At 63.5% G+C, this 19257-nt stretch carries 16 protein-coding genes; 15 read left to right on the top strand and 1 reads right to left on the bottom strand.

All coding sequences use genetic code 11. The annotated features are described in order from the left end of the window. Positions 1-169 precede the first annotated feature (169 nt). From Q7V46_RS17695 to Q7V46_RS17740, 10 genes are all read left to right on the top strand, one after another. Complete coding sequence (locus Q7V46_RS17695) at positions 170-2116, top strand: long-chain fatty acid--CoA ligase (protein ID WP_304914888.1); 1947 nt, start codon at positions 170-172, stop codon at positions 2114-2116. Positions 2117-2261: 145 nt separating this feature from the next. Continuing rightward, a complete protein-coding gene (locus tag Q7V46_RS17700) occupies positions 2262-3044 on the top strand; it encodes an ABC transporter ATP-binding protein (RefSeq protein ID WP_304914889.1) in 783 nt (260 codons plus the stop codon). Between the two features lie 169 nt (positions 3045-3213). Continuing rightward, entirely contained in the window at positions 3214-4143 is a 930-nt protein-coding gene (locus tag Q7V46_RS17705; RefSeq protein WP_304914890.1) for a branched-chain amino acid ABC transporter permease, read from the top strand. Positions 4144-4300: 157 nt separating this feature from the next. After that, positions 4301-5377, top strand: coding sequence for a branched-chain amino acid ABC transporter permease (locus tag Q7V46_RS17710; RefSeq protein WP_304914891.1), 1077 nt, complete (start codon positions 4301-4303; stop codon positions 5375-5377). A gap of 140 nt (positions 5378-5517) precedes the next feature. After that, positions 5518-6855 (top strand): ABC transporter substrate-binding protein, encoded by a 1338-nt coding sequence (locus Q7V46_RS17715; protein ID WP_304914892.1) that lies wholly within the window; start codon positions 5518-5520, stop codon positions 6853-6855. Positions 6856-7058: 203 nt separating this feature from the next. Beyond that, the gene (locus tag Q7V46_RS17720; protein ID WP_304914893.1) at positions 7059-7868 is read left to right on the top strand and encodes an ABC transporter ATP-binding protein; all 810 of its coding nucleotides are present in this window, start codon (positions 7059-7061) and stop codon (positions 7866-7868) included. Between the two features lie 147 nt (positions 7869-8015). Beyond that, complete coding sequence (locus Q7V46_RS17725; protein ID WP_304914894.1) at positions 8016-9272, top strand: phenylacetate--CoA ligase family protein; 1257 nt, start codon at positions 8016-8018, stop codon at positions 9270-9272. 379 nt (positions 9273-9651) lie between these two features. Further along, positions 9652-10635, top strand: coding sequence for a tripartite tricarboxylate transporter substrate-binding protein (locus tag Q7V46_RS17730; RefSeq protein ID WP_304914895.1), 984 nt, complete (start codon positions 9652-9654; stop codon positions 10633-10635). Positions 10636-10771: 136 nt separating this feature from the next. After that, positions 10772-11143: a hypothetical protein gene (locus Q7V46_RS17735; RefSeq protein ID WP_304914896.1), complete on the top strand. Its 372-nt coding sequence runs from the start codon at positions 10772-10774 to the stop codon at positions 11141-11143. Beyond that, on the top strand, positions 11140-12135 hold the full coding sequence (locus tag Q7V46_RS17740) for a tripartite tricarboxylate transporter substrate binding protein (RefSeq protein WP_304914897.1): 996 nt from the start codon (positions 11140-11142) through the stop codon (positions 12133-12135). Before Q7V46_RS17735 ends, Q7V46_RS17740 begins: the two co-directional genes overlap by 4 nt. Positions 12136-12452: 317 nt before the next feature. On the opposite strand, the gene Q7V46_RS17745 is transcribed toward Q7V46_RS17740, so the two are convergent. Further along, positions 12453-12779, bottom strand: a complete 327-nt coding sequence (locus Q7V46_RS17745; RefSeq protein ID WP_304914898.1) for a DUF1840 domain-containing protein — start codon at positions 12777-12779, stop codon at positions 12453-12455. A gap of 301 nt (positions 12780-13080) precedes the next feature. Between Q7V46_RS17745 and Q7V46_RS17750 the strand changes: the two genes are divergently transcribed. The 5 genes from Q7V46_RS17750 to Q7V46_RS17770 all read left to right on the top strand — a co-directional run. Next, positions 13081-15579 carry a bifunctional salicylyl-CoA 5-hydroxylase/oxidoreductase gene (locus Q7V46_RS17750; RefSeq protein ID WP_304914899.1) on the top strand — a complete coding sequence of 833 codons (2499 nt, stop codon included), beginning with the start codon at positions 13081-13083 and terminating at the stop codon, positions 15577-15579. Beyond that, complete coding sequence (locus Q7V46_RS17755) at positions 15576-16055, top strand: MarR family winged helix-turn-helix transcriptional regulator (protein ID WP_304914900.1); 480 nt, start codon at positions 15576-15578, stop codon at positions 16053-16055. Before Q7V46_RS17750 ends, Q7V46_RS17755 begins: the two co-directional genes overlap by 4 nt. 187 nt (positions 16056-16242) lie before the next feature. Then, positions 16243-17097 (top strand): enoyl-CoA hydratase family protein, encoded by an 855-nt coding sequence (locus Q7V46_RS17760; protein WP_304914901.1) that lies wholly within the window; start codon positions 16243-16245, stop codon positions 17095-17097. 164 nt (positions 17098-17261) lie between these two features. After that, positions 17262-18458 carry an acyl-CoA dehydrogenase family protein gene (locus tag Q7V46_RS17765; RefSeq protein ID WP_304914902.1) on the top strand — a complete coding sequence of 399 codons (1197 nt, stop codon included), beginning with the start codon at positions 17262-17264 and terminating at the stop codon, positions 18456-18458. 178 nt (positions 18459-18636) lie between these two features. Continuing rightward, positions 18637-19257 (top strand): AMP-binding protein (locus Q7V46_RS17770; protein ID WP_304914903.1); only part of this gene is annotated, 621 nt, incomplete at its 3' end.

The raw sequence follows: 19257 nt of genomic DNA on the forward strand, positions 1-19257 counted from the left end.
GGGTTGATCCCTACGGGAAAGTCCTAGGCAGAAATACCCTCAATTGTCGTCGTACGGACAACACAACGTCAAACACAGGCCTACCATCCGCATCAGACCGACCCATCGCTGGACGGACCGATGGGTGCCAGAAAACACCTGCATACCGGCCCGCCCACAGGAGACACGCATGCAAACGACTTTCCCCCGGCTCTTGCTGGACCACGCGCAGCAGCGCCCCGACGCACCCGCCATGCGCGAGAAGGAATACGGCATATGGCAGACCACCACCTGGGCATCGATGGCCAAACTGGTGGAAGCGATTGCCTGTGGCCTGCATCAGGCGGGCTTGCAGCGCGGCGAGCACATGGTGGTGATCGGTGCCAACCGCCCGCGCCTGTACGCGACCATGCTGGCCGCGCAGTCGATCGGCGCCATTCCGGTGCCGCTTTACCAGGACGCGGTGGGCGGTGAGTGTGTGTTCCCCATCAACAACGCCGAGGTGCGCTTCGCCGTGGTGGAAGACCAGGAGCAGGTCGACAAGATGCTCGAGATCCGTGACCGTTGCCCGCAGTTGAGCCACATCTTCTTTGACGACCCCCGCGGCCTGCGCAACTACGACCAGCCAGGCCTGGGCTCGCTGGAAGAGCTGATAGCAGCAGGCCAGGCTTTTGCCAAGTTGCACCCGCAAGTGTTCCGCGAACAGGTGGACATGGCCAGCCCCGACGACGTGGCCGCCATGTTCTTCACCTCGGGCACCACCGGCAACCCCAAGGGCGTGGTTCACACGCACAACACGCTGATCGACCGTGGCGCGGTGGGCGCCCGTTTCGACAAGCTCACCCCCAAAGACGAGGTTCTGGCCTACCTGCCGCCGGCCTGGATCGGACAGAACATCTTTTCCTATGCGCAGTGGCTGGTGGCGGGGTATGTGGTGAACTGCCCCGAGTCCGGCGCCACCGTCACCATCGACCTCAAGGAAGTGGGACCCACCTACTACTTCGCGCCGCCACGCGTGTTTGAAGGCCTGCTCACCACGGTCATGATCCGTATGGAGGACGCGGGTCTGATCAAGCGAAAGATATTCCACCACTTCATGGATGTGGCGCGCCGGGTGGGCCCAGACTTGCTCGACGGCAAGTCGGTGGGCTTGCTGGACCGCATCCAGTACGCGCTGGGCAATGTGCTCGTGTACGGCCCGCTGCGCAACAGCCTGGGTTTCAGCCGCGTGCGCGTGGCCTACACGGCTGGCGAAGCCATCGGGCCCGACCTGTTCAGCTTTTACCGCTCCATCGGCATCAACCTCAAGCAGCTCTACGGCTCCACCGAAACCGCGGTGTTCGTTTGCCTGCAGCCCGACAACGAAGCCCGCGCCGACACGGTGGGTGTGCCGTGCGAAGGCGTGGAAATCAAGCTTTCTGACACCGGTGAAATTCTGGTGAAGTCGCCCGGCCTGCTCAAGGGCTACTACAAGAACCCCGAAGCCACGGCCGAGGTGCTCACGGCCGATGGCTGGTACCACACCAGCGACGCGGGCTTCATCGACGCAGCGGGCCACCTGAAGATCATCGACCGCGTGAAAGACGTGGGTCGCATCAAGGGCGGCGCTCACGATGGCGCCATGTTTGCGCCCAAATACGTGGAGAACAAGCTCAAGTTCTTCTCGCACATCAAGGAAGCCGTGGCCTACGGCGACCAGCGCGAGAAGGTGTGCGTGATGGTCAACATCGACTTCGATGCCGTGGGCAACTGGGCCGAGCGCCGCAACCTGCCTTACGCCGGCTACACCGATCTGGCGCAGAAGCCCGAGGTGTACGAGCTGATCCGCGAGTGCGTGGAAAAGGTCAACGCCGACCTCAGCCGCGACGAGCTGCTCGCGGGCAGCCAGATCAGCCGCTTCCTGGTGCTGCACAAGGAACTGGACGCCGACGACGGTGAACTCACCCGCACCAACAAGGTACGCCGGGGCTTCATTGCCGACAAGTACGGCGTGCTGGTGAACGCCCTGTACGGCGACCAGAAAGAGCAGTACATCGAAACCCAGGTGAAGTTCGAAGATGGCCGCACCGGTTCGGTCAGTGCCACGCTCAAGGTGGGCGACGCCAGGACATTCACCCCTGTGAAGGCTGCAGCATGAGCGCCGCGCCGGGCCGTTCCCAAGCAAGCTTGCACCGCAGCCCGCGGGGCGAAGGTACTGCAGTGAGCAACGCAGGACCGCTCCAAGTTGCGAAGGCCCCCTTGGGGGGCAGCGCAGTACATGAAATGACCAGCGTGGGGGCTCGATGAGCAAAAAAATCGGCGACGTCATTCTCGACGTCCACAACATCAGCCTGCGCTTCGGCGGTGTCAAGGCGCTGACCGACATCAGCTTCGATGTGCGCGAGCACGAGGTGCGCGCCATCATCGGCCCCAACGGGGCGGGCAAGAGTTCGATGCTCAACTGCATCAATGGCGTGTACCAGCCACAGGAAGGCTCGATCAACTTCCGTGGCCAGACGTTCAAGCACATGAACAGTCGTCAGGTGGCCGAAATGGGCATCGCGCGCACCTTCCAGAACCTGGCGCTGTTCAAGGGCATGAGCGTGATCGACAACATCATGACCGGCCGCAACCTGCGCATCAAGAGCAACCTGTTCCTGCAGGCACTGCGCATCGGCCCGGCCCAGCGCGAAGAAGAGCAGCACCGCGAGTACGTCGAACACATCATCGACTTCCTGGAAATCCAGGCGCACCGCAAGACCCCTGTGGGCCAGTTGCCCTACGGATTGCAGAAGCGCGTGGACCTGGGCCGCGCCCTGGCCATGGAGCCGCAGGTGCTGCTGCTGGACGAGCCCATGGCCGGCATGAACATGGAAGAAAAGCAGGACATGAGCCGCTTCATCCTCGACGTGAACGACGAATTCGGCACCACCATCGTTCTGATCGAACACGACATGGGCGTGGTCATGGACATCTCCGACCGCGTGGTGGTGCTCGACTACGGCAAGAAGATCGGCGACGGCACACCTGAAGAAGTGCGCAACAACGAGGAGGTCATCAGCGCCTACCTCGGAACCTCACATTGATGGACATCACCACCATGCAGCAGAAAACCACAGGCCACCGCATGAAGAAGCCCAGTCCAGGGATGTCGTGGAACCGCCCTTCGACAAGCTCAGGACGGGCCACAGACATCGCCCCCTTGAGGGGGGATGCGGCTACACGCATTGAGCAAGCAACGGGGGGGAGATAACCATGGCTTTTTTCCTGGAAGCACTGCTCGGCGGCCTCATGGCGGGCATGCTCTATTCACTGGTGGCACTGGGCTTCGTGCTCATCTACAAGGCCTCAGGTGTTTTCAACTTCGCTCAAGGCGCCATGGTGCTGTTCGCAGCGCTGGCCATGGCGCGCTTCTCTGGCTGGATACCCGGCTGGCTGGGCATTGAAGACAAGTTCCTCGGCAACCTGATCGCCTTCATCCTGGCGGGCGCCCTGATGTTCGTGCTGGCCTGGCTGATCGAACGACTGGTGCTGCGCCATCTGGTCAACCAGGAGGGCGTGACGCTGCTGATGGCCACGCTGGGCATCACCTACTTCCTCGACGGCCTGGGCCAGACCATCTTCGGCTCCGACATCTACCAGATCGACGTGGGCATGCCCAAGGACCCGATCTTCCTGTTCGAGAACACCTTCGAAGGCGGCGTGCTGGTCAACATGGAAGACGTGTACGCCGCTTGCGTGGCTGCACTGCTGGTGATGGTGCTTTCCCTGTTCTTCCAGAAGACCGGCACAGGCCGGGCACTGCGCGCCGTGGCAGACGATCACCAGGCAGCGCAATCCATCGGTATTCCGCTCAACCGCATCTGGGTGATCGTGTGGTTCGTGGCCGGTATCACCGCACTGGTGGCTGGCGTGATCTGGGGATCCAAACTGGGCGTGCAGTTTTCGCTGACCACGGTGGCGCTGCGTGCGCTGCCCGTGATCATCCTGGGCGGCCTCACCTCGGTGCCCGGCGCCATCATCGGCGGCCTGATCATCGGTGTGGGAGAAAAGCTGTCAGAGGTGTACCTGGGCCCCTACGTGGGCGGGGGCATCGAGATCTGGTTCGCTTACGTGCTTGCCCTCGTTTTCCTGCTGTTCCGTCCGCAAGGATTGTTCGGCGAAAAAATCATTGACCGCGTCTAGATATGAAGCACCCCCTGCGCCGCTTCGCGTCTTCCCCCGCTCTCTCGCCTTCGGCGGGAGGGGGACGCACCCTGTGGCCCGGCGAAGCCGGTTCCACGGGAGCCTGGGCCAAGGCACTTCTCGCCGGACACATTGAACAACCAAGGTAAAGAAGAACATGTTCTATAGAGAAAACGGTCAGTTCAAGACCTCGTACCGCACCGACCAGCAGATCTTCCCGATCGCGCAGGATCGCTGGCTCATCCTGGCTCTGATCGCGTTTGCATTCGTCGGTGTGCCGCTGCTGGTCGACGAATACATGTTTCGCGCCATCCTGATCCCGTTCCTGATCCTGGCGCTGGCCGCGCTGGGCGTGAACATCCTGGTGGGCTACTGCGGGCAGATCTCGCTGGGCTCGGGCGCCTTCATGGCGGTGGGGGCCTACATGGCCTACAACACCTATGTGCGAATCGACGGCATGCCGCTGATCGTGGCACTGCTTGCTGGCGGCTTCTTTGCCACGCTGGTGGGCATGTTCTTCGGCATTCCCAGCCTGCGCGTGAAGGGCCTGTACCTGGCGGTGGCCACGCTGGCCGCGCAGTTCTTTTGCGACTGGGCCTTTCTGCGCATCGGCTGGTTCACGAACAACACCGCGTCGGGTTCGGTCTCGGTGTCCAACCTCAGTGTGCTGGGATGGCGCATCGACACGCCGGTGGAGAAGTACCTTTTCTGCCTTGGCTTTCTGGTCTTGTTCGCCCTGCTGGCCAAGAACCTGGTGCGCTCTGCCATTGGCCGGGAATGGATGGCGATTCGCGACATGGATGTGGCTGCCGCGGTGATCGGCATCCGCCCCATGTACGCCAAGCTCAGCGCCTTCGCCGTGAGCTCTTTCATCATCGGCGTGGCCGGTGGCCTGTGGGGCTTTGTGCACCTGGGCTCGTGGGAGCCGGCGGCCTTCTCCATCGACCGCTCCTTCCAGCTGCTGTTCATGGTGATCATCGGCGGCATGGGCTCGATCATGGGCAGCTTCTTTGGCGCCGCCTTCATCGTGATTCTTCCCATTTTCCTCAACCAGGCCCTGCCCTGGGTGGGCAGTCTGGTGGGCGTGACGATTTCCACTGCTGCCATTTCACACACCGAGTTCATGATTTTCGGTGCGCTCATTGTGTGGTTCCTCATCGTCGAACCCCACGGCCTTGCCAAGCTGTGGAGCATCGCCAAACAGAAGTTGCGGCTGTGGCCCTTTCCGCACTGATTTCAATGCGGCCGTTTTGCCTGCGCATGGGGGTCAATCCTGATCGGGTCAGTCCCGATGCGCTGAAGTGACGGACGCGTTGAACTGAAGGGCCATCTCGGGTTTTGTGTGTGTTGGTTTTTTCCTAGGAGACAAGTGAAATGAAAATTCGTCATCTGGTTCTTTCTGTGTCCATCGCCTGTGCGGGCCTGTCAGCCGCACTGGTCACCCCTGCGGCCATGGCCCAGGCCCAGGAGCAGTTCTTCCCATCGCTGGTGTACCGCACTGGCGCCTATGCGCCCAACGGCGTGCCGTTTGCCAACGGGTACGCCGACTACCTCAAGCTCACCAATGCGCGCGGTGGCATCAATGGTGTGAAGGTTTCGTTTGAAGAGTGCGAAACCGGCTACGCCACCGACCGCGGCGTGGAGTGCTACGAGCGCCTGAAAGGCAAGAACGGCGGCGCCACGGTGTTCCAGCCGCTGTCCACCGGCATCACCTTCGCGCTGACGGAAAAAGCACCCATCGACAAGATCCCGCTGATAACGGCCGGTTATGGCCGCAGCGAGTCCGCCGACGGTGGCGTGTTCAAGTGGAACTTCCCGATCGCCGGCACCTACTGGGTGGCGGCCGACGTGCTGATCCAGCACATTGGCGCCAAGGAAGGCGGCCTGGACAAGCTCAAGGGCAAGAAGATTGCACTGGTCTACCACGACAGCCCGTTCGGCAAGGAGCCCATTCCTCTGCTGCAGGAACGCGCCGCCATGCATGGCTTCCAGCTGAGCCTGCTGCCCGTGACGCACCCCGGTGTGGAACAGAAGGCCACCTGGCTGCAGATCCGCCGCGACCGTCCCGACTACGTCATCAACTGGGGATGGGGTGTGATGAACTCCACCCTGATCAAGGAAGCACAGGCCACCGGCTACCCGCGCGACAAGATCTACGGCGTCTGGTGGGCGGGTGCAGAGCCAGATGTGAAGGACGTGGGTCCTGGCGCCACAGGCTACAACGCCATCACCATGCAGCATGGGACCGAGAAAGGCGCCGATGTGGTCAAGGAAATCCTGGCCAAACTGCACGACAAGGGCCAGGGCACCGGACCGAAGGAAGAAGTCGGTGAAGTGCTTTACATGCGCGGCCTGATCAGCGCCATGTTCGCGGTGGAAGGCGTGCGCCAGGCACAGGAAAAGTACGGCAAGGGCAAGTGGGTGTCGGCCGAACAGGCCCGCTGGGGTTACGAGAACCTGAACCTCACCCAGCCCAAGCTGGACGCGCTGGGCTTCAAGGGCGTGCTGCGCCCTGTGTCCACCTCCTGCCAGGACCACATGGGCGCCAACTGGGCCCGTATCCACACGTGGAATGGCAGCAAATGGGAGTTCACCAGCGACTGGCTGCAGGCCGATGAGCAGATCATCAAGCCGATGGTCAAGGCCGCTGCGGACAAATACGCCGCAGAAAAGAAGCTGACCCGCAGAACGGCAGCCGACTGCCAGAGCTAAGCCCACCCCCGCCGCGCTACGCGCGACCCCCTCAAGGGGGCGATGCCAGCCGTCCGGCAGAGCCGGCCCGGCGGCATCCCTTGATAGGGCTGCTGCATTCGCGGCGGGTCTTTTCCCCGGCAACTGAATCCAGTTGCCATTTACAAGGCCGGCGTGCCGTGCCTTGTAAATGGTCCAGAAAAGGGATCCATAAGGAACACACCATGAGTACCCCCAACATCGTTCTCAACGTCAACGGCATCGAGGTCATCTACAACCACGTCATCCTGGTGCTCAAGGGCGTTTCGCTCAATGTGCCTCAGGGCAAGATCGCGGCGGTGCTGGGCGGCAATGGCGCCGGCAAGACCACCACGCTGCGCGCCATCTCCAACCTGCTGAAGGCCGAGCGGGGCGAGGTCACCAAGGGCAGCATCGAGTTGCGCGGTGAGCGCATTGAAAACCTCACCCCGGCCGACCTGGTGAATCGCGGCGTGGTGCAGGTGATGGAAGGCCGGCACTGCTTTGCCCACCTCACCATCGAAGAGAACCTGCTCACCGGGGCCTACACGCGCAAGGACAAGGGCGAGATCGCTGCCAACCTGGAAAAGGTCTACAACTACTTTCCGCGCCTGAAGACGCGCCGCACCTCGCAGGCGGCCTACACGTCGGGCGGCGAGCAGCAGATGTGCGCCATTGGCCGCGCACTGATGACCAACCCCAGCGTGATGCTGCTGGATGAGCCCTCGATGGGTCTGGCTCCGCAGATCGTGGAAGAGGTGTTCGAGATCGTGAAAGACCTCAACACCAAGGAAAAGGTCACCTTCCTGCTGGCCGAGCAGAACACCAACATGGCGCTCCGTTACGCGGACTACGGCTACATCATGGAGTCGGGACGGATCGTGATGGACGGCGCTGCCGAAGACCTGCGCAACAACGAAGACGTGAAGGAGTTCTACCTTGGCATGGGCGGGGGCGAACGCAAGAGTTTCAAGGATGTCAAAAGCTACAAGCGCAGAAAGCGTTGGCTCGCGTAGCGAGCCAACGCGGCGCTTTCCGCACACCCCCGCGCCGCACCTTCGGTGCGTCACCCCCTCAAGGGGGCGATGCCAGTGGCCTGGCAAAGCCAGTTCCGCGGCATCCCTGGATGAAGTCACCTCTCTCTCACATGTGTGGTTTTCTATATGAACGATTTCTTTGACGCACTGGAAACCCGCTCACCTGATCAGCGTGAGGCCGAGCAGATGGCATCACTGGCCGGTCAGGTGGCGCATGCCCAGACCTATAGCGCGGCTTTCGCCGAGATTCTCAAAGATGTGACTGCTGCCGAGGTGACCCACCGCGAAGCTCTTGCCCGATTGCCTGTGACGCGCAAGAGCGAGCTGCTGGAACGGCAGAAGGCCTCGCGTGCGGCAGGCGGCGATCCGTTCGGGGGATTTTCTGCGTTGGTGCGCGGACCACAGATGTCGCGCGTGTTCGCTTCCCCCGGCCCTATCTACGAACCCGAAGGCAGCATGCGCGACTACTGGCGTGCAGGGCGCGCGCTCTATGCGGCCGGCTTCCGCTCCGGCGAGCTGGTGCACAACGCCTTCAGCTACCACATGACGCCGGGGGCTTTCATTCTGGAATCCGGCGCACACGCGGTGGGTTGCACGGTGTTTCCGGCGGGCACTGGTCAGACCGAACAGCAGCTGGATGCGATCACCGAACTGCAGCCGGATGGCTACACCGGAACCCCGAGCTTTCTGCGCATCCTGATCGAAAAGGCGACCGAAACCGGCAGCGGCATCCGCAGCCTGACCAAGGCATCGGTCGGCGGCGAGGCCTGCCCGCCCAGCCTGACCGCCTGGTTCAAGGAACAGGGCGTGGCCGTCTACCAGACCTACGCCACCGCCGACCTGGGCCTGGTCGCGTACGAAACCACGGCGCGCGAAGGCCTGGTGCTGGACGAAGGTGTGATCGTGGAAATCGTGCGGCCCGGCACAGGCGACCCGGTGCCCGAAGGCGAGGTGGGCGAACTGGTGGTGACCACGCTCAACCCGGCCTACCCGCTGATTCGCTTCGGTACGGGCGATCTCTCGGCCATGTTGCCGGGCGCCTGCCCGACCGGGCGCACCGCGCCCCGCATCAAGGGGTGGATGGGCCGCGCCGACCAGACCACCAAGGTCAAGGGCATGTTCGTGCATCCCGGGCAAGTGGCCGAAATCGTGCGCCGCTTCCCCGAGATTGTTCGCGCGAGGCTCGTGGTCAGCGGCGAAATGGCCAACGATCAGATGACGCTGAAGGCAGAGACCGATGGCGGCCGCGTTGAAGGCTTTGAACAGCGTGTCGGCGAAGCCATCCGGGAAGTCACCAAACTTCGCGGCGCGGTCGAACTGCTGAGCCCTGGCAGCCTGCCCAACGATGGCAAGGTGATCGAGGACGCGCGGAGTTATCAGTGAGCTCCCCCCTGCGCATTTATTCGAATCTCCCCCCTGCGCCGCTGACGCGGCCTCCCCCCTCTCTGACGCGCCTCCGGCGCTGGGAGGGGCGACGGCCTCTTGGGCCGGCGGAGCCATCCCTTGCTGCCCCTGGATTGATTCACTTGGCTCCAGAAGATATCCGCTAGTCCCCCCCCCTGCGCCGCTGCGTCTGCTGAGGTTTTCTTCGACCTCGCCCTCCTGGAGCGAGCGGATACGAGTGGAGTGCTGCGGTGGTGAAACGGGCTGCCATCTGGAGAGCAAAGGGTTTTCCCCTGCCTGGCGCTACGTAATTTCCGCGATTTCCTTGAGCCCGGCTGGGGATACGATTCGCTGTCCCCTTCAACCTTGGAGCCTCCCCATGAAAAAAATCCTCGCCGTGGCACTGTCTGCCGCCGTGTCCGCAGGTGCCTTTGCACAAGCCTTCCCCAGCAAGCCCATCACCATCGTGGTGCCGTTCGCTGCCGGTGGCCCCACCGACACCGTGGCCCGTCAACTGGCCGAAGCGTTGCGCGAACCCCTGGGTGGCGCCACCATCGTGGTGGAAAATGCCGCCGGCGCTGGCGGCACCATCGGTGCCAACAAGGTCGCACGTGCCGCCCCTGATGGCCACACCATCCTGGTCTGGCACATCGGCATGGCCGCCACAGCCGGCCTTTACCGCAAGCTGCCCTACAAGCCACTGGAAGATTTCGAGTACCTGGGCATGATCAACGACGTGCCCATGACGCTGCTGGGCTCGCCCAAAGTGCCCGCCAACACCTACCGCGACTTTGAGTCCTACATCCGCGCCAACGGCGGCAAGGTCAATCTCGCACACGCCGGTCTGGGTTCTGCTTCGCACCTGTGCGGCCTGATGTGGCAGTCGGCGATGAAGCTGGACAAGTCCCTCACCGCCATCGCCTACCGTGGCACGGCCCCCGCCATGAACGACCTCATCGGCGGTCAGGTGGATCTGATGTGTGACCAGACCACCAACACCACGAGCCAGATCGAGGCCGGCCGCGTCAAGGCCTACGCCGTGACGACCGCCAAGCGCCTGGACGACCACAAGCTGCTCAAGGACTACCCCACACTCCAGGAAATGGGCCTGAAGGACTTCAACCTGACCATCTGGCACGCAATGTATGCCCCCAAGGGCACGCCTGCCGACGTCACCAAGAAGCTGAACGACGCGCTCAAGGTTGCCCTGAAGGACCCCAAGTTCGTCAAGGGACAGGAAATGCTGGGTGCCGTGGTGGTCAAGGACAACCGTGTGACTCCGGAAGGCCACAAAGCCTTCGTGACGCAGCAGATCGGCGCGCTGAAGACGGTGATCGACGCTGCCGGCCAGTACGCTGATTGAGTACGCCCACCCCCGCCGCGCTTCGCGCGTCCCCCTCAAGGGGTCGACTTCTGTGGCCCGTCCTGAGCTTGTCGAAGGGCGGTTCCACGATGTCTGCTGAATTGAGGCACGCGCGCCGGTGGGGTGAGGAATCGACATGATCTCGCTCCGTGTGGTGGACTCCATCACGGAATTGCAGCCCGCTGATGCGGGCTGCATTGCTTTGAGCGGCTCGCATGGGGGCTTGAGTTCGGCGCGCTATGCATTGGCGGTGCGGCCGTTGCTTTCGGTCTTCAATGATGCGGGCGTGGGTCTGGATGAGGCTGGCGTTACCGGCCTCGCTTTTTTGCAGGAACAGGGGCTGGCGGCCTGTGCGGTGTCTCACATGAGCGCACGCATCGGGCTGGCGGCCAGTACATTGGAAAGCGGTGTGGTCAGCCACGCCAACGCGGCCGCAGAAGCGCTCGGCATCCGCACCGGGCAGGCCCTGCAGCCACAGATTGAACAACTCAGAAGGAGACAACCATGAACATGACATTCACACGCCGCACCCTGATCGCACTTGCTGCCGCAGTGGCCGTGCCCACCGCCGCGCTGGCGCAGGCCAACTGGCCCACCAAACCCGTTCGCATCGTCGTGCCATTCGCGCCCGGCGGCACCACCGACATCCTGGCCCGCGTGCTGGCGCCCGAACTCTCCAAGGCTTTTGGCCAGCAGTTCATCGTCGACAACCGCGGCGGTGCGGGTGGCAACATCGGCGCCGACCATGTGGCCAAGTCGCAGGGTGACGGCTACACCCTGCTCATGGGCACGGTGGGTACGCATGGCATCAACAAGGCGCTCTACGCCAACCTGTCTTACGACCCTCAGAAAGACTTCGCTCCCATCACACTGGTGGCCGGTGTGCCCAACGTGATGGTGATGAACGCCGCGCGTGCCAAGGAACTCGGCATCAACACCGTGCCGGACTTCATTCGCTATGCCAAGGCCAACCCCGGCAAGCTCAACATGGCCTCCAGCGGCAACGGCACCTCGATTCATCTGGCGGGTGAGTTGTTCAAGTCCAAGACCGGCATCTTCATGACCCACATCCCCTACCGGGGATCCGGCCCGGCGGTGCGCGACCTCATCGGCGGCACCATGGACGTGATGTACGACAACCTGCCCTCCGCCATGCCCCACATCCAGGCCGGCAGCCTCAAGGCCTTTGCTGTCACCAGCGATGTGCGTTCACAGGCCCTGCCCGACGTTCCCACGGTGGCCGAAGCCGCCAACCTGCCTGGCTTCGAAGCCAGTTCCTGGTTTGGCATGCTGGCTCCGGCCGGCACGCCACCGGAGATCGTCGCGCGCCTGCAGACCGAGATCGCCAAGGCACTTAAGCTACCCGAGATCAACACCCGTCTGCAAGGCCTGGGCGCCATTCCCAGTGGCAACACACCGCAAGAATTCGCCCGCCTGATCGACAGCGAAATCGCCAAGTGGGCGCCGGTGGTGAAGGCGGCTGGAGCGAAGGTGGACTAACCCCCCTGCGCCGCTGACGCGGCTTCCCCCCTCCGTGGCGCGCCGCTGCGCAGCGCTTCGAGGGGGGACGCACCCAGTGGCCCGGCAAAGCCGGTTCCACGGGTGCCCTTGATTCAAGCCCGCACGCCGGTGAGGTGTCCGGCGCTCACAAGACTCGATGGCCCGGCACCTACCCGGCGCGCGGTGTCTCCTTCTAGGGGCAGCGAGGGACGGCTTTGCCGGCCCAAGATGCCGTCCCCCCTCGAAGCGCCGCGCAGCAGCGCGCCACGGAGGGGGGAAGCCGCGTCAGCGGCGCAGGGGGGTGTTCTCTACCTCCTCTACACCCCCCAGACGATCTCCACCCCGGCCTGTTCGCAACGCTGCATCATCTCGATGAAGGGCGCACTGCGCATGCGCAGGCTGACATGGTCGAATTCTGGTGGCGGTTCGCCTTTGGCCTGCGCCTCTTCACGCAAGCGTTTCTGATCGGCCTCCTCCTGCACTGCGGCATCGCGCAGGGCCTGCACCGCAGCAGGCATCTGTTGAGGCAGCACGATGCCCTGAGGGGCCGGATCCTTTCCAATGATCTCCAGCACGCGCCTGCCGTGCGGCTGCAGCATCACGAGATCACCTGTGTCGCGGGATTTGAATCGATAGACGGACATATTGGGTCTCCTGGTTTGGTCAGGTGATTTTTGCACCAAAGAAACGTGATCGGTCGCCCGATGTCATGAGATTGACCGATCATTCTGTTTGCTACCTTGTCAAGGGTCAACACTTGTCCAAGTAGGCGCTGCGCCTGTCAAGTACTGGTTGCATGTGTCTTCGTGAATATCGCCTGTACCGCTCAAAGCCGAGTGGTTCTGGTGCAACCCTGCGGGTTTTTGCGAACCCCTGCAGGTTTTGGTGAAGCCCTCCGGGTTTTCCCGATACGCTGAAAATCGTTTAGGTCTAAACTAATTCAGCATGAACACTCCCATCCCTGCGCTGCGGCGCATCCTGTGCATCGGTGGCGGTCCGGCAGGGTTGTATTTCGGTCTGCTGATGAAGCGTCGATTTCCCGACCTGCAGGTCACGGTCGTGGAACGCAACCGACCGTTTGACACCTTTGGGTGGGGCGTGGTGTTCTCCGACCAGACGCTGCAGAACCTGAAGGTGGCGGATCCCGAATCGGCCCAGCTCATCGGTGACGCTTTCAACCACTGGGACGACATCGAGGTCTTCTACAAGGACCGCAGCGTGCGCAGCGGCGGCCACGGTTTCTGTGGCATCGGGCGCAAGCGGCTGCTCAACATCCTGCAGGAGCGCTGCATCGCACTCGGCGTGGATCTGGTGTTCGAAACCGATGTGACCGACGACCAGGCCCTGGCTGCACAGTACCAGGCCGACCTGGTGATCGCCAGCGACGGACTCAACAGCCGTGTGCGCACGCGTTACGAAGCCACCTACCAGCCCGACATCGACACCCGCCAGTGCCGATTCGTCTGGCTGGGCACGAAGAAGACCTTCGACGCTTTCACTTTCGCGTTCGAGCAGACCGAACACGGCTGGTTCCAGGCTCACGCCTACAAGTTCGATGGTGAGACCTCCACCTTCATTGTGGAAACGCCGGAAGCGGTGTGGAAGGCGCATGGCATCGACGCCATGAGTCAGGAAGATGGCATTGCTTTCTGCGAAAAGCTGTTCGCCAAATACCTCGACGGCAACGCCCTGATCAGCAACGCCAAACACCTGCGCGGCTCGGCCAGCTGGATCCGCTTTCCTCGCGTGATCTGCAAGACCTGGGTGCACTGGCAAGAGGTGGGCTCTCACGCCCCGCCGCTGCGCGGGTCGCTGCCCCAGAATGGGGAAGGGTCCCGGTCCTTGCCGGGACCAGGGGGTGATCCGGCCAGGGACGAGCCAGCGCCGGATCCCGTTCGCCGCGTGCCCATCGTGCTCATGGGTGATGCGGCGCACACGGCGCACTTCTCCATCGGCAGCGGCACCAAGCTGGCTCTGGAAGACGCCATCGACCTGGCCGACGAATTCCGCGACGCGGCCGGGCGCAGCGAATCGATGGAAGACGTGCTGCAAGGCTACGAGGAGCGGCGCAGCGTGGAGGTTCTCAAGATCCAGAACGCCGCGCGCAACTCCACCGAATGGTTCGAGAACGTGGACCGCTACACCGGCATGGAGATCGAACAGTTCAGCTACTCGCTGCTCACACGCAGCCAGCGCATCAGCCACGAGAACCTGCGATTACGCGATGCGAAGTGGCTTGAAGGTTACGAGACCTGGTTGGAATCTCGAGCCATGCCCTCCACAGCACCAAAGCAGCACCCCACACCACCCATGCTGCTGCCATTGAAAGTACGCAGCGTCGAACTGAAGAACCGGATCGTGGTTTCGCCCATGGCACAGTACAAATGCACAGAAGGCACCGTGGGCGACTGGCACCTGATGCATCTGGGTGCACGCGCGGTAGGAGGCGCTGCGCTGGTGATGGTGGAGATGACAAGCCCCACGCCGGAAGGCCGCATCACACCCGGCTGCCCGGGCCTGTGGAATGAGGAACAACGATCCGCCTTTCAACACATCGTCGACTTCGTGCACGGCCAGAGCAGCGCCAGGATCGGCCTGCAGCTCGGTCACAGCGGGCCCAAGGGATCGACCCAGTTGGGCTGGGACCAGATCGACGAACCGCTGCACGCGGACAACTGGCCGATCCTGTCGGCCAGTGCGTTGGCCTACGGCGCGCAGAACCAGGTGCCGCGCGCCATGACACGCGCGGACATGGACACCACGACAGCCGCATTCGTGGATTCCACCCGTCGTGCAGCGGAGGCCGGGTTCGACTGGCTGGAGCTGCACTGCGCGCACGGTTACCTGCTTTCCGCCTTCATCTGTCCGCTCACCAACCAGCGCACCGACGATTACGGCGGTTCGCTGGAAAACCGTTGCCGCTACCCACTGGAGGTGTTCGCTGCCATGCGCGCCATGTGGCCCGCTGACAAGCCCATGAGCGTGCGCATCTCTGCCCACGACTGGGCACCCGGCGGCAACACGCCCGACGACGCGGTGGCCATGGCGAGACTGTTCAAAGCTGCGGGGTGCGACGTCATCGATGTGTCTTCCGGCCAGACCACGCGTGCCGCCAAGCCGGTGTATGGCCGCATGTACCAGACACCGTTCGCCGACCGCATCCGCAACGAAGTCGACATCCTCACCATGGCCGTGGGTGCCATCAGCGAAGCCGACCACGCCAACAGCATCATCGGCGCCGGCCGTGCCGACCTGTGCGCCGTGGCGCGGCCGCACCTGGCGAATCCGGCCTGGACGCTGTTTGAGGCCGCCAAGCTGCAGACCCGCGCCATCGAATGGCCGCGTCCCTACGAAAGCGGACGTGACCAGCTCTACCGCGAGATCGCGCGCCAGCAAGCTTTGCAGGGCACGGCCATGCCTCAGGATCCTGCGGAGACCACATGACCACCGCCCCACTCGACACCCTCGACCTCGAAGCACGTGCCCACAGCGAGCACGCGCACGAGTTGCGCCTGTGGCTGCGCCTGCTGACTTGTTCGCAGTTGATCGAGAAGCGGGTGCGCACTGGTCTTCGGGAACAGTTCGACACCACACTGCCGCGCTTCGACCTCATGGCCCAGCTCGAGCGTCACCCTGCTGGCCTGAAGATGAAAGAGCTCTCGCACCGGCTCATGGTCACTGGCGGCAACGTCACCGGCATCACCGATCAGCTGGTGACCGAAGGTCTGGTCGAGCGCATGGAGGTGGAGGGTGACCGCCGTGCTTTTCGCGTGCGTCTGACCGAACGCGGTCGCGCCAGTTTTGCCGACATGGCCCGGCACCACGAACAATGGATCGTCGATTCTTTTGAAGGACTTGGCGCAAGAGAGATCGACCAGTTGTACAAGCTGCTGGGCAAGGTCAAGCTGGGACTTCGATGACTCCCCCCTGCGCCGCTTCGCGGCTTCCCCCCTCTCTGGCGCGGCTTTGCCGCTGGGAGGGGGGACCACACCTGGGACTGGCGGAGCCAGATCCTCGGTGTGCCTGGACCCGGGGCATTGCGCGCCGGAGGCGCTGCTGATGCGCGTTTCTTTTTTTCTACTGACTTTTGATTGATTGCCGATTGCCATGAAACACCCCATCCCCGATCACAACCCCATGCGCGGCCAGTTCGCTGCGGTGGCGGGTCATGTGCCCGAGCATTTCGCGTTGAGCGTGTCTGATGGCGTGGCCACCGTGACGCTCAACCGGCCTGAGCGCAAGAACCCGCTCACCTTTGACTCTTATGCCGAACTGCGCGACTGGTTTCTGGGTCTGCAGCGGGCCACCGATGTGAAGGCGGTGGTGGTCACGGGTGCGGGAGGCAATTTCTGCTCGGGCGGTGACGTGCACGAAATCATTGGCCCGCTCACGAAGATGAGCATGCCGGAGCTGCTGGCCTTCACGCGCATGACCGGTGCGCTGGTAAGCGCCATGAGGGCCTGCCCGCAACCCATCGTAGCGGCGCTGGATGGTGTGTGTGCCGGCGCTGGCGCCATGATGGCACTGGCGTCTGACCTTCGCCTGGGCACACCGCAAGCCACAGTGGCTTTCCTGTTCACACGCGTGGGACTGGCCGGTGCCGACATGGGCGCGTGTGCCCTGCTGCCTCGCATGATCGGCCAGGGACGCGCCAGCGAGCTGCTGCTCACCGGCCGGACCATGACCTCACAAGAGGGCCACGCTTGGGGCTTCTTCAACGCGCTGCATGAGAGCGACACGCTGCAGCCCGCCGCGCACAAGCTCGCCGCGCAACTGGCCCAAGGCCCCACTTTCGCGCACGGCATGACCAAGACGATGCTGCACCAGGAATGGGCGATGACACTGGACCAGGCCATCGAAGCCGAGGCGCAGGCACAGGCGATCTGCATGCAGACACAGGATTTCACGCGTGCCTACGAAGCGTTTGCGGCCAAGCAAAGGCCTCAGTTTGAAGGCGATTGAGATGGCACCTCGTCCTGCCCGCAAGGCAGATGCACCCTCACCAGCCTCCCGGAGCGTGGGCTTCGCTCCCTCGCCCCTCTGGGGAGAGGGCTGGGGTGAGGGACCCACCAGTCAACCCACTCTTCAATGGAGCCATTGGGCCCACAACACCACGGAACCAAGCCATGGTCGCCTTTGAACACCCCCACGGCATGCACCCACCGCAATCGCAGTGGGAGTTGCCTTTCTTTGACATGCACCACCGCAAAATGGCACCGCGACTGGCCGACTGGGCCGCGTTGCAAAGCGTGGATGAACGGGACGACCGCGCTGCCTGCAAAGACTGGGTGGCCCGGCTGGGCCGCGACGGCTGGCTGCGTTACTGCGTGCCTGCTGCACACGGTGGTGCATTGCCGGTGCTCGATTCGCGCTCGCTGGTCATCCTGCGCGAGACGCTGGCCTTTCATTCCCCCCTGGCGGACTTTGCGTTCGCCATGCAGGGCCTGGGCAGCGGCGCCATCACGCTGGGCGGCACATCGGAACAGCAGGCCAAGTACCTGAGTGCGGTGGCCACCGGGCAGAAGATCGCGGCCTTTGCATTGAGCGAACCCGATGCCGGTTCCGACGTGGCGGCCATGGCCACCCGCGCCACCCGGACCGCAGGCGGCTGGACGCTCAACGGCACCAAGACATGGATCAGCAACGGCGATTTGGCCGACTTCTATGTCACCTTTGCCAAGACCGATCCAGATGCCGGCTCACGCGGCATCAGCGCCTTCATCGTGGACGCGCCACGAGCCGGCCTCGACAGCAGCACACACATCCACGTGATGGCCCCTCACCCCCTGGCCACGCTGCGCTTTGCCGATTGCCAACTCGGCACGGACGTCCTGCTGGGTACGATCAACGGCGGCTTCAAACTCGCCATGCAGACGCTGGATATTTTCCGCGCATCGGTTGCAGCGGCCGCCCTGGGCATGGCGCGCCGCGCCTTCGCCGAAGCCGTGCACCAGGCCAAACACCGCAGTATGTTCGGCCAGCACCTGGCCGACTTCCAGCTCACCCAGGCGCGCCTGGGCGAGATGAGCGCGCTCATCGACGCCGCCGCCCTGCTCACCTACCGCGCCGCGTGGCTGCGCGATTGCAGCACCACGCAGGGCGCCGGTACCCCAGCCTACACGGCTGCGGCCGCAGCGGCCAAGCTCACCGCCACCGAAAACGCCCAGCGCGTGATCGACATGGCGCTGCAGATGTTTGGCGGACGCGGCGTGCAGGTGGGCGAGAAGATCGAAAGCCTGTACCGCGACATCCGTTCACTGCGCATCTACGAAGGCGCGAGCGAGGTGCAGCTGCTGATCCTCGGTAAATCGGCGCTGAAATGAACACCCCCGCCGCGCTTCGCGCGACCCCCTCAAGGGGACGACATCAGAGGCCCGGAGAAGCCGGTTCCTCGGTGTGTGCTGGAAGGGGACATTTCGCGTCGGAGGCATGGTCTGTGCATGGACTGAACCGCCTTGTCCTCACGGACCCTACCCAGTGTTTTGAATGAAGGAAGTTGTCATGCCGACCGCCCAGACCGATCGATTCGTCCACGACCAATTGCCGCCGGCTGACCAATGGCCGGAGATGCGCTACGACTCGCCCGAACTGCGCGTACCCGATCAGTTCAACGTGGTGCAGGCCCTGTTCGATCGCGCCTTCGCGAACGGCCATGCCGACCGCCCGCTGTTCCGCAGCGACGAACGCACGCTCACCTATGCACAGGCACTGGCCGAAGTGCAGCGCATCGGCCATGTGCTCACCCATGACCTGGGCCTGGTACCGGGCAACCGGGTGCTGCTGCGCGGGGGCAATTCGATTGCCATGGCACTGGCCTGGCTGGCGGTGGTGCGGGTGGGCTGTATTGCGGTGGCCACCATGCCGCTGCTGCGTGCCAGCGAGCTTCAAGCCATCGTGGCCAAGTCGAAACCCGGCGCCGCCCTGTGCGACGTGAAGCTGCAGGACGAACTCAATACCGCCCTGGCAGCTGACGCTTCCAGCGCCACACTGCCCTTGCGCGTGTTCAACGTCGGCGACGCCGCCGTGTCCCTGACCAACTCGCTCGAAGCCCTGGCCCGCCACCACAGCGCCACAGGCGACCCCTGCCCCACCGCTGCCGACGACATCGCCTTGCTGGCCTTT

This window comes from Hydrogenophaga sp. (assembly GCF_030651625.1).
In the GTDB taxonomy this organism is placed as follows: domain Bacteria; phylum Pseudomonadota; class Gammaproteobacteria; order Burkholderiales; family Burkholderiaceae_C; genus Hydrogenophaga.

Bases quoted from the DNA above. Each gene is read 5' to 3' on its own strand.
- Q7V46_RS17755 (WP_304914900.1), top strand. From the start codon at position 15,576: ATGACCACCGCCCCACTCGACACCCTCGACCTCGAAGCACGTGCCCAC.
- Q7V46_RS17760 (WP_304914901.1), top strand. From the start codon at position 16,243: ATGAAACACCCCATCCCCGATCACAACCCCATGCGCGGCCAGTTCGCT.
- Q7V46_RS17735 (WP_304914896.1), top strand. From the start codon at position 10,772: ATGATCTCGCTCCGTGTGGTGGACTCCATCACGGAATTGCAGCCCGCT.
- Q7V46_RS17765 (WP_304914902.1), top strand. From the start codon at position 17,262: ATGGTCGCCTTTGAACACCCCCACGGCATGCACCCACCGCAATCGCAG.
- Q7V46_RS17705 (WP_304914890.1), top strand. From the start codon at position 3,214: ATGGCTTTTTTCCTGGAAGCACTGCTCGGCGGCCTCATGGCGGGCATG.
- Q7V46_RS17695 (WP_304914888.1), top strand. From the start codon at position 170: ATGCAAACGACTTTCCCCCGGCTCTTGCTGGACCACGCGCAGCAGCGC.
- Q7V46_RS17745 (WP_304914898.1), bottom strand. From the start codon at position 12,779: ATGTCCGTCTATCGATTCAAATCCCGCGACACAGGTGATCTCGTGATG.
- Q7V46_RS17730 (WP_304914895.1), top strand. From the start codon at position 9,652: ATGAAAAAAATCCTCGCCGTGGCACTGTCTGCCGCCGTGTCCGCAGGT.
- Q7V46_RS17740 (WP_304914897.1), top strand. From the start codon at position 11,140: ATGAACATGACATTCACACGCCGCACCCTGATCGCACTTGCTGCCGCA.
- Q7V46_RS17715 (WP_304914892.1), top strand. From the start codon at position 5,518: ATGAAAATTCGTCATCTGGTTCTTTCTGTGTCCATCGCCTGTGCGGGC.
- Q7V46_RS17750 (WP_304914899.1), top strand. From the start codon at position 13,081: ATGAACACTCCCATCCCTGCGCTGCGGCGCATCCTGTGCATCGGTGGC.
- Q7V46_RS17725 (WP_304914894.1), top strand. From the start codon at position 8,016: ATGAACGATTTCTTTGACGCACTGGAAACCCGCTCACCTGATCAGCGT.
- Q7V46_RS17700 (WP_304914889.1), top strand. From the start codon at position 2,262: ATGAGCAAAAAAATCGGCGACGTCATTCTCGACGTCCACAACATCAGC.
- Q7V46_RS17710 (WP_304914891.1), top strand. From the start codon at position 4,301: ATGTTCTATAGAGAAAACGGTCAGTTCAAGACCTCGTACCGCACCGAC.
- Q7V46_RS17720 (WP_304914893.1), top strand. From the start codon at position 7,059: ATGAGTACCCCCAACATCGTTCTCAACGTCAACGGCATCGAGGTCATC.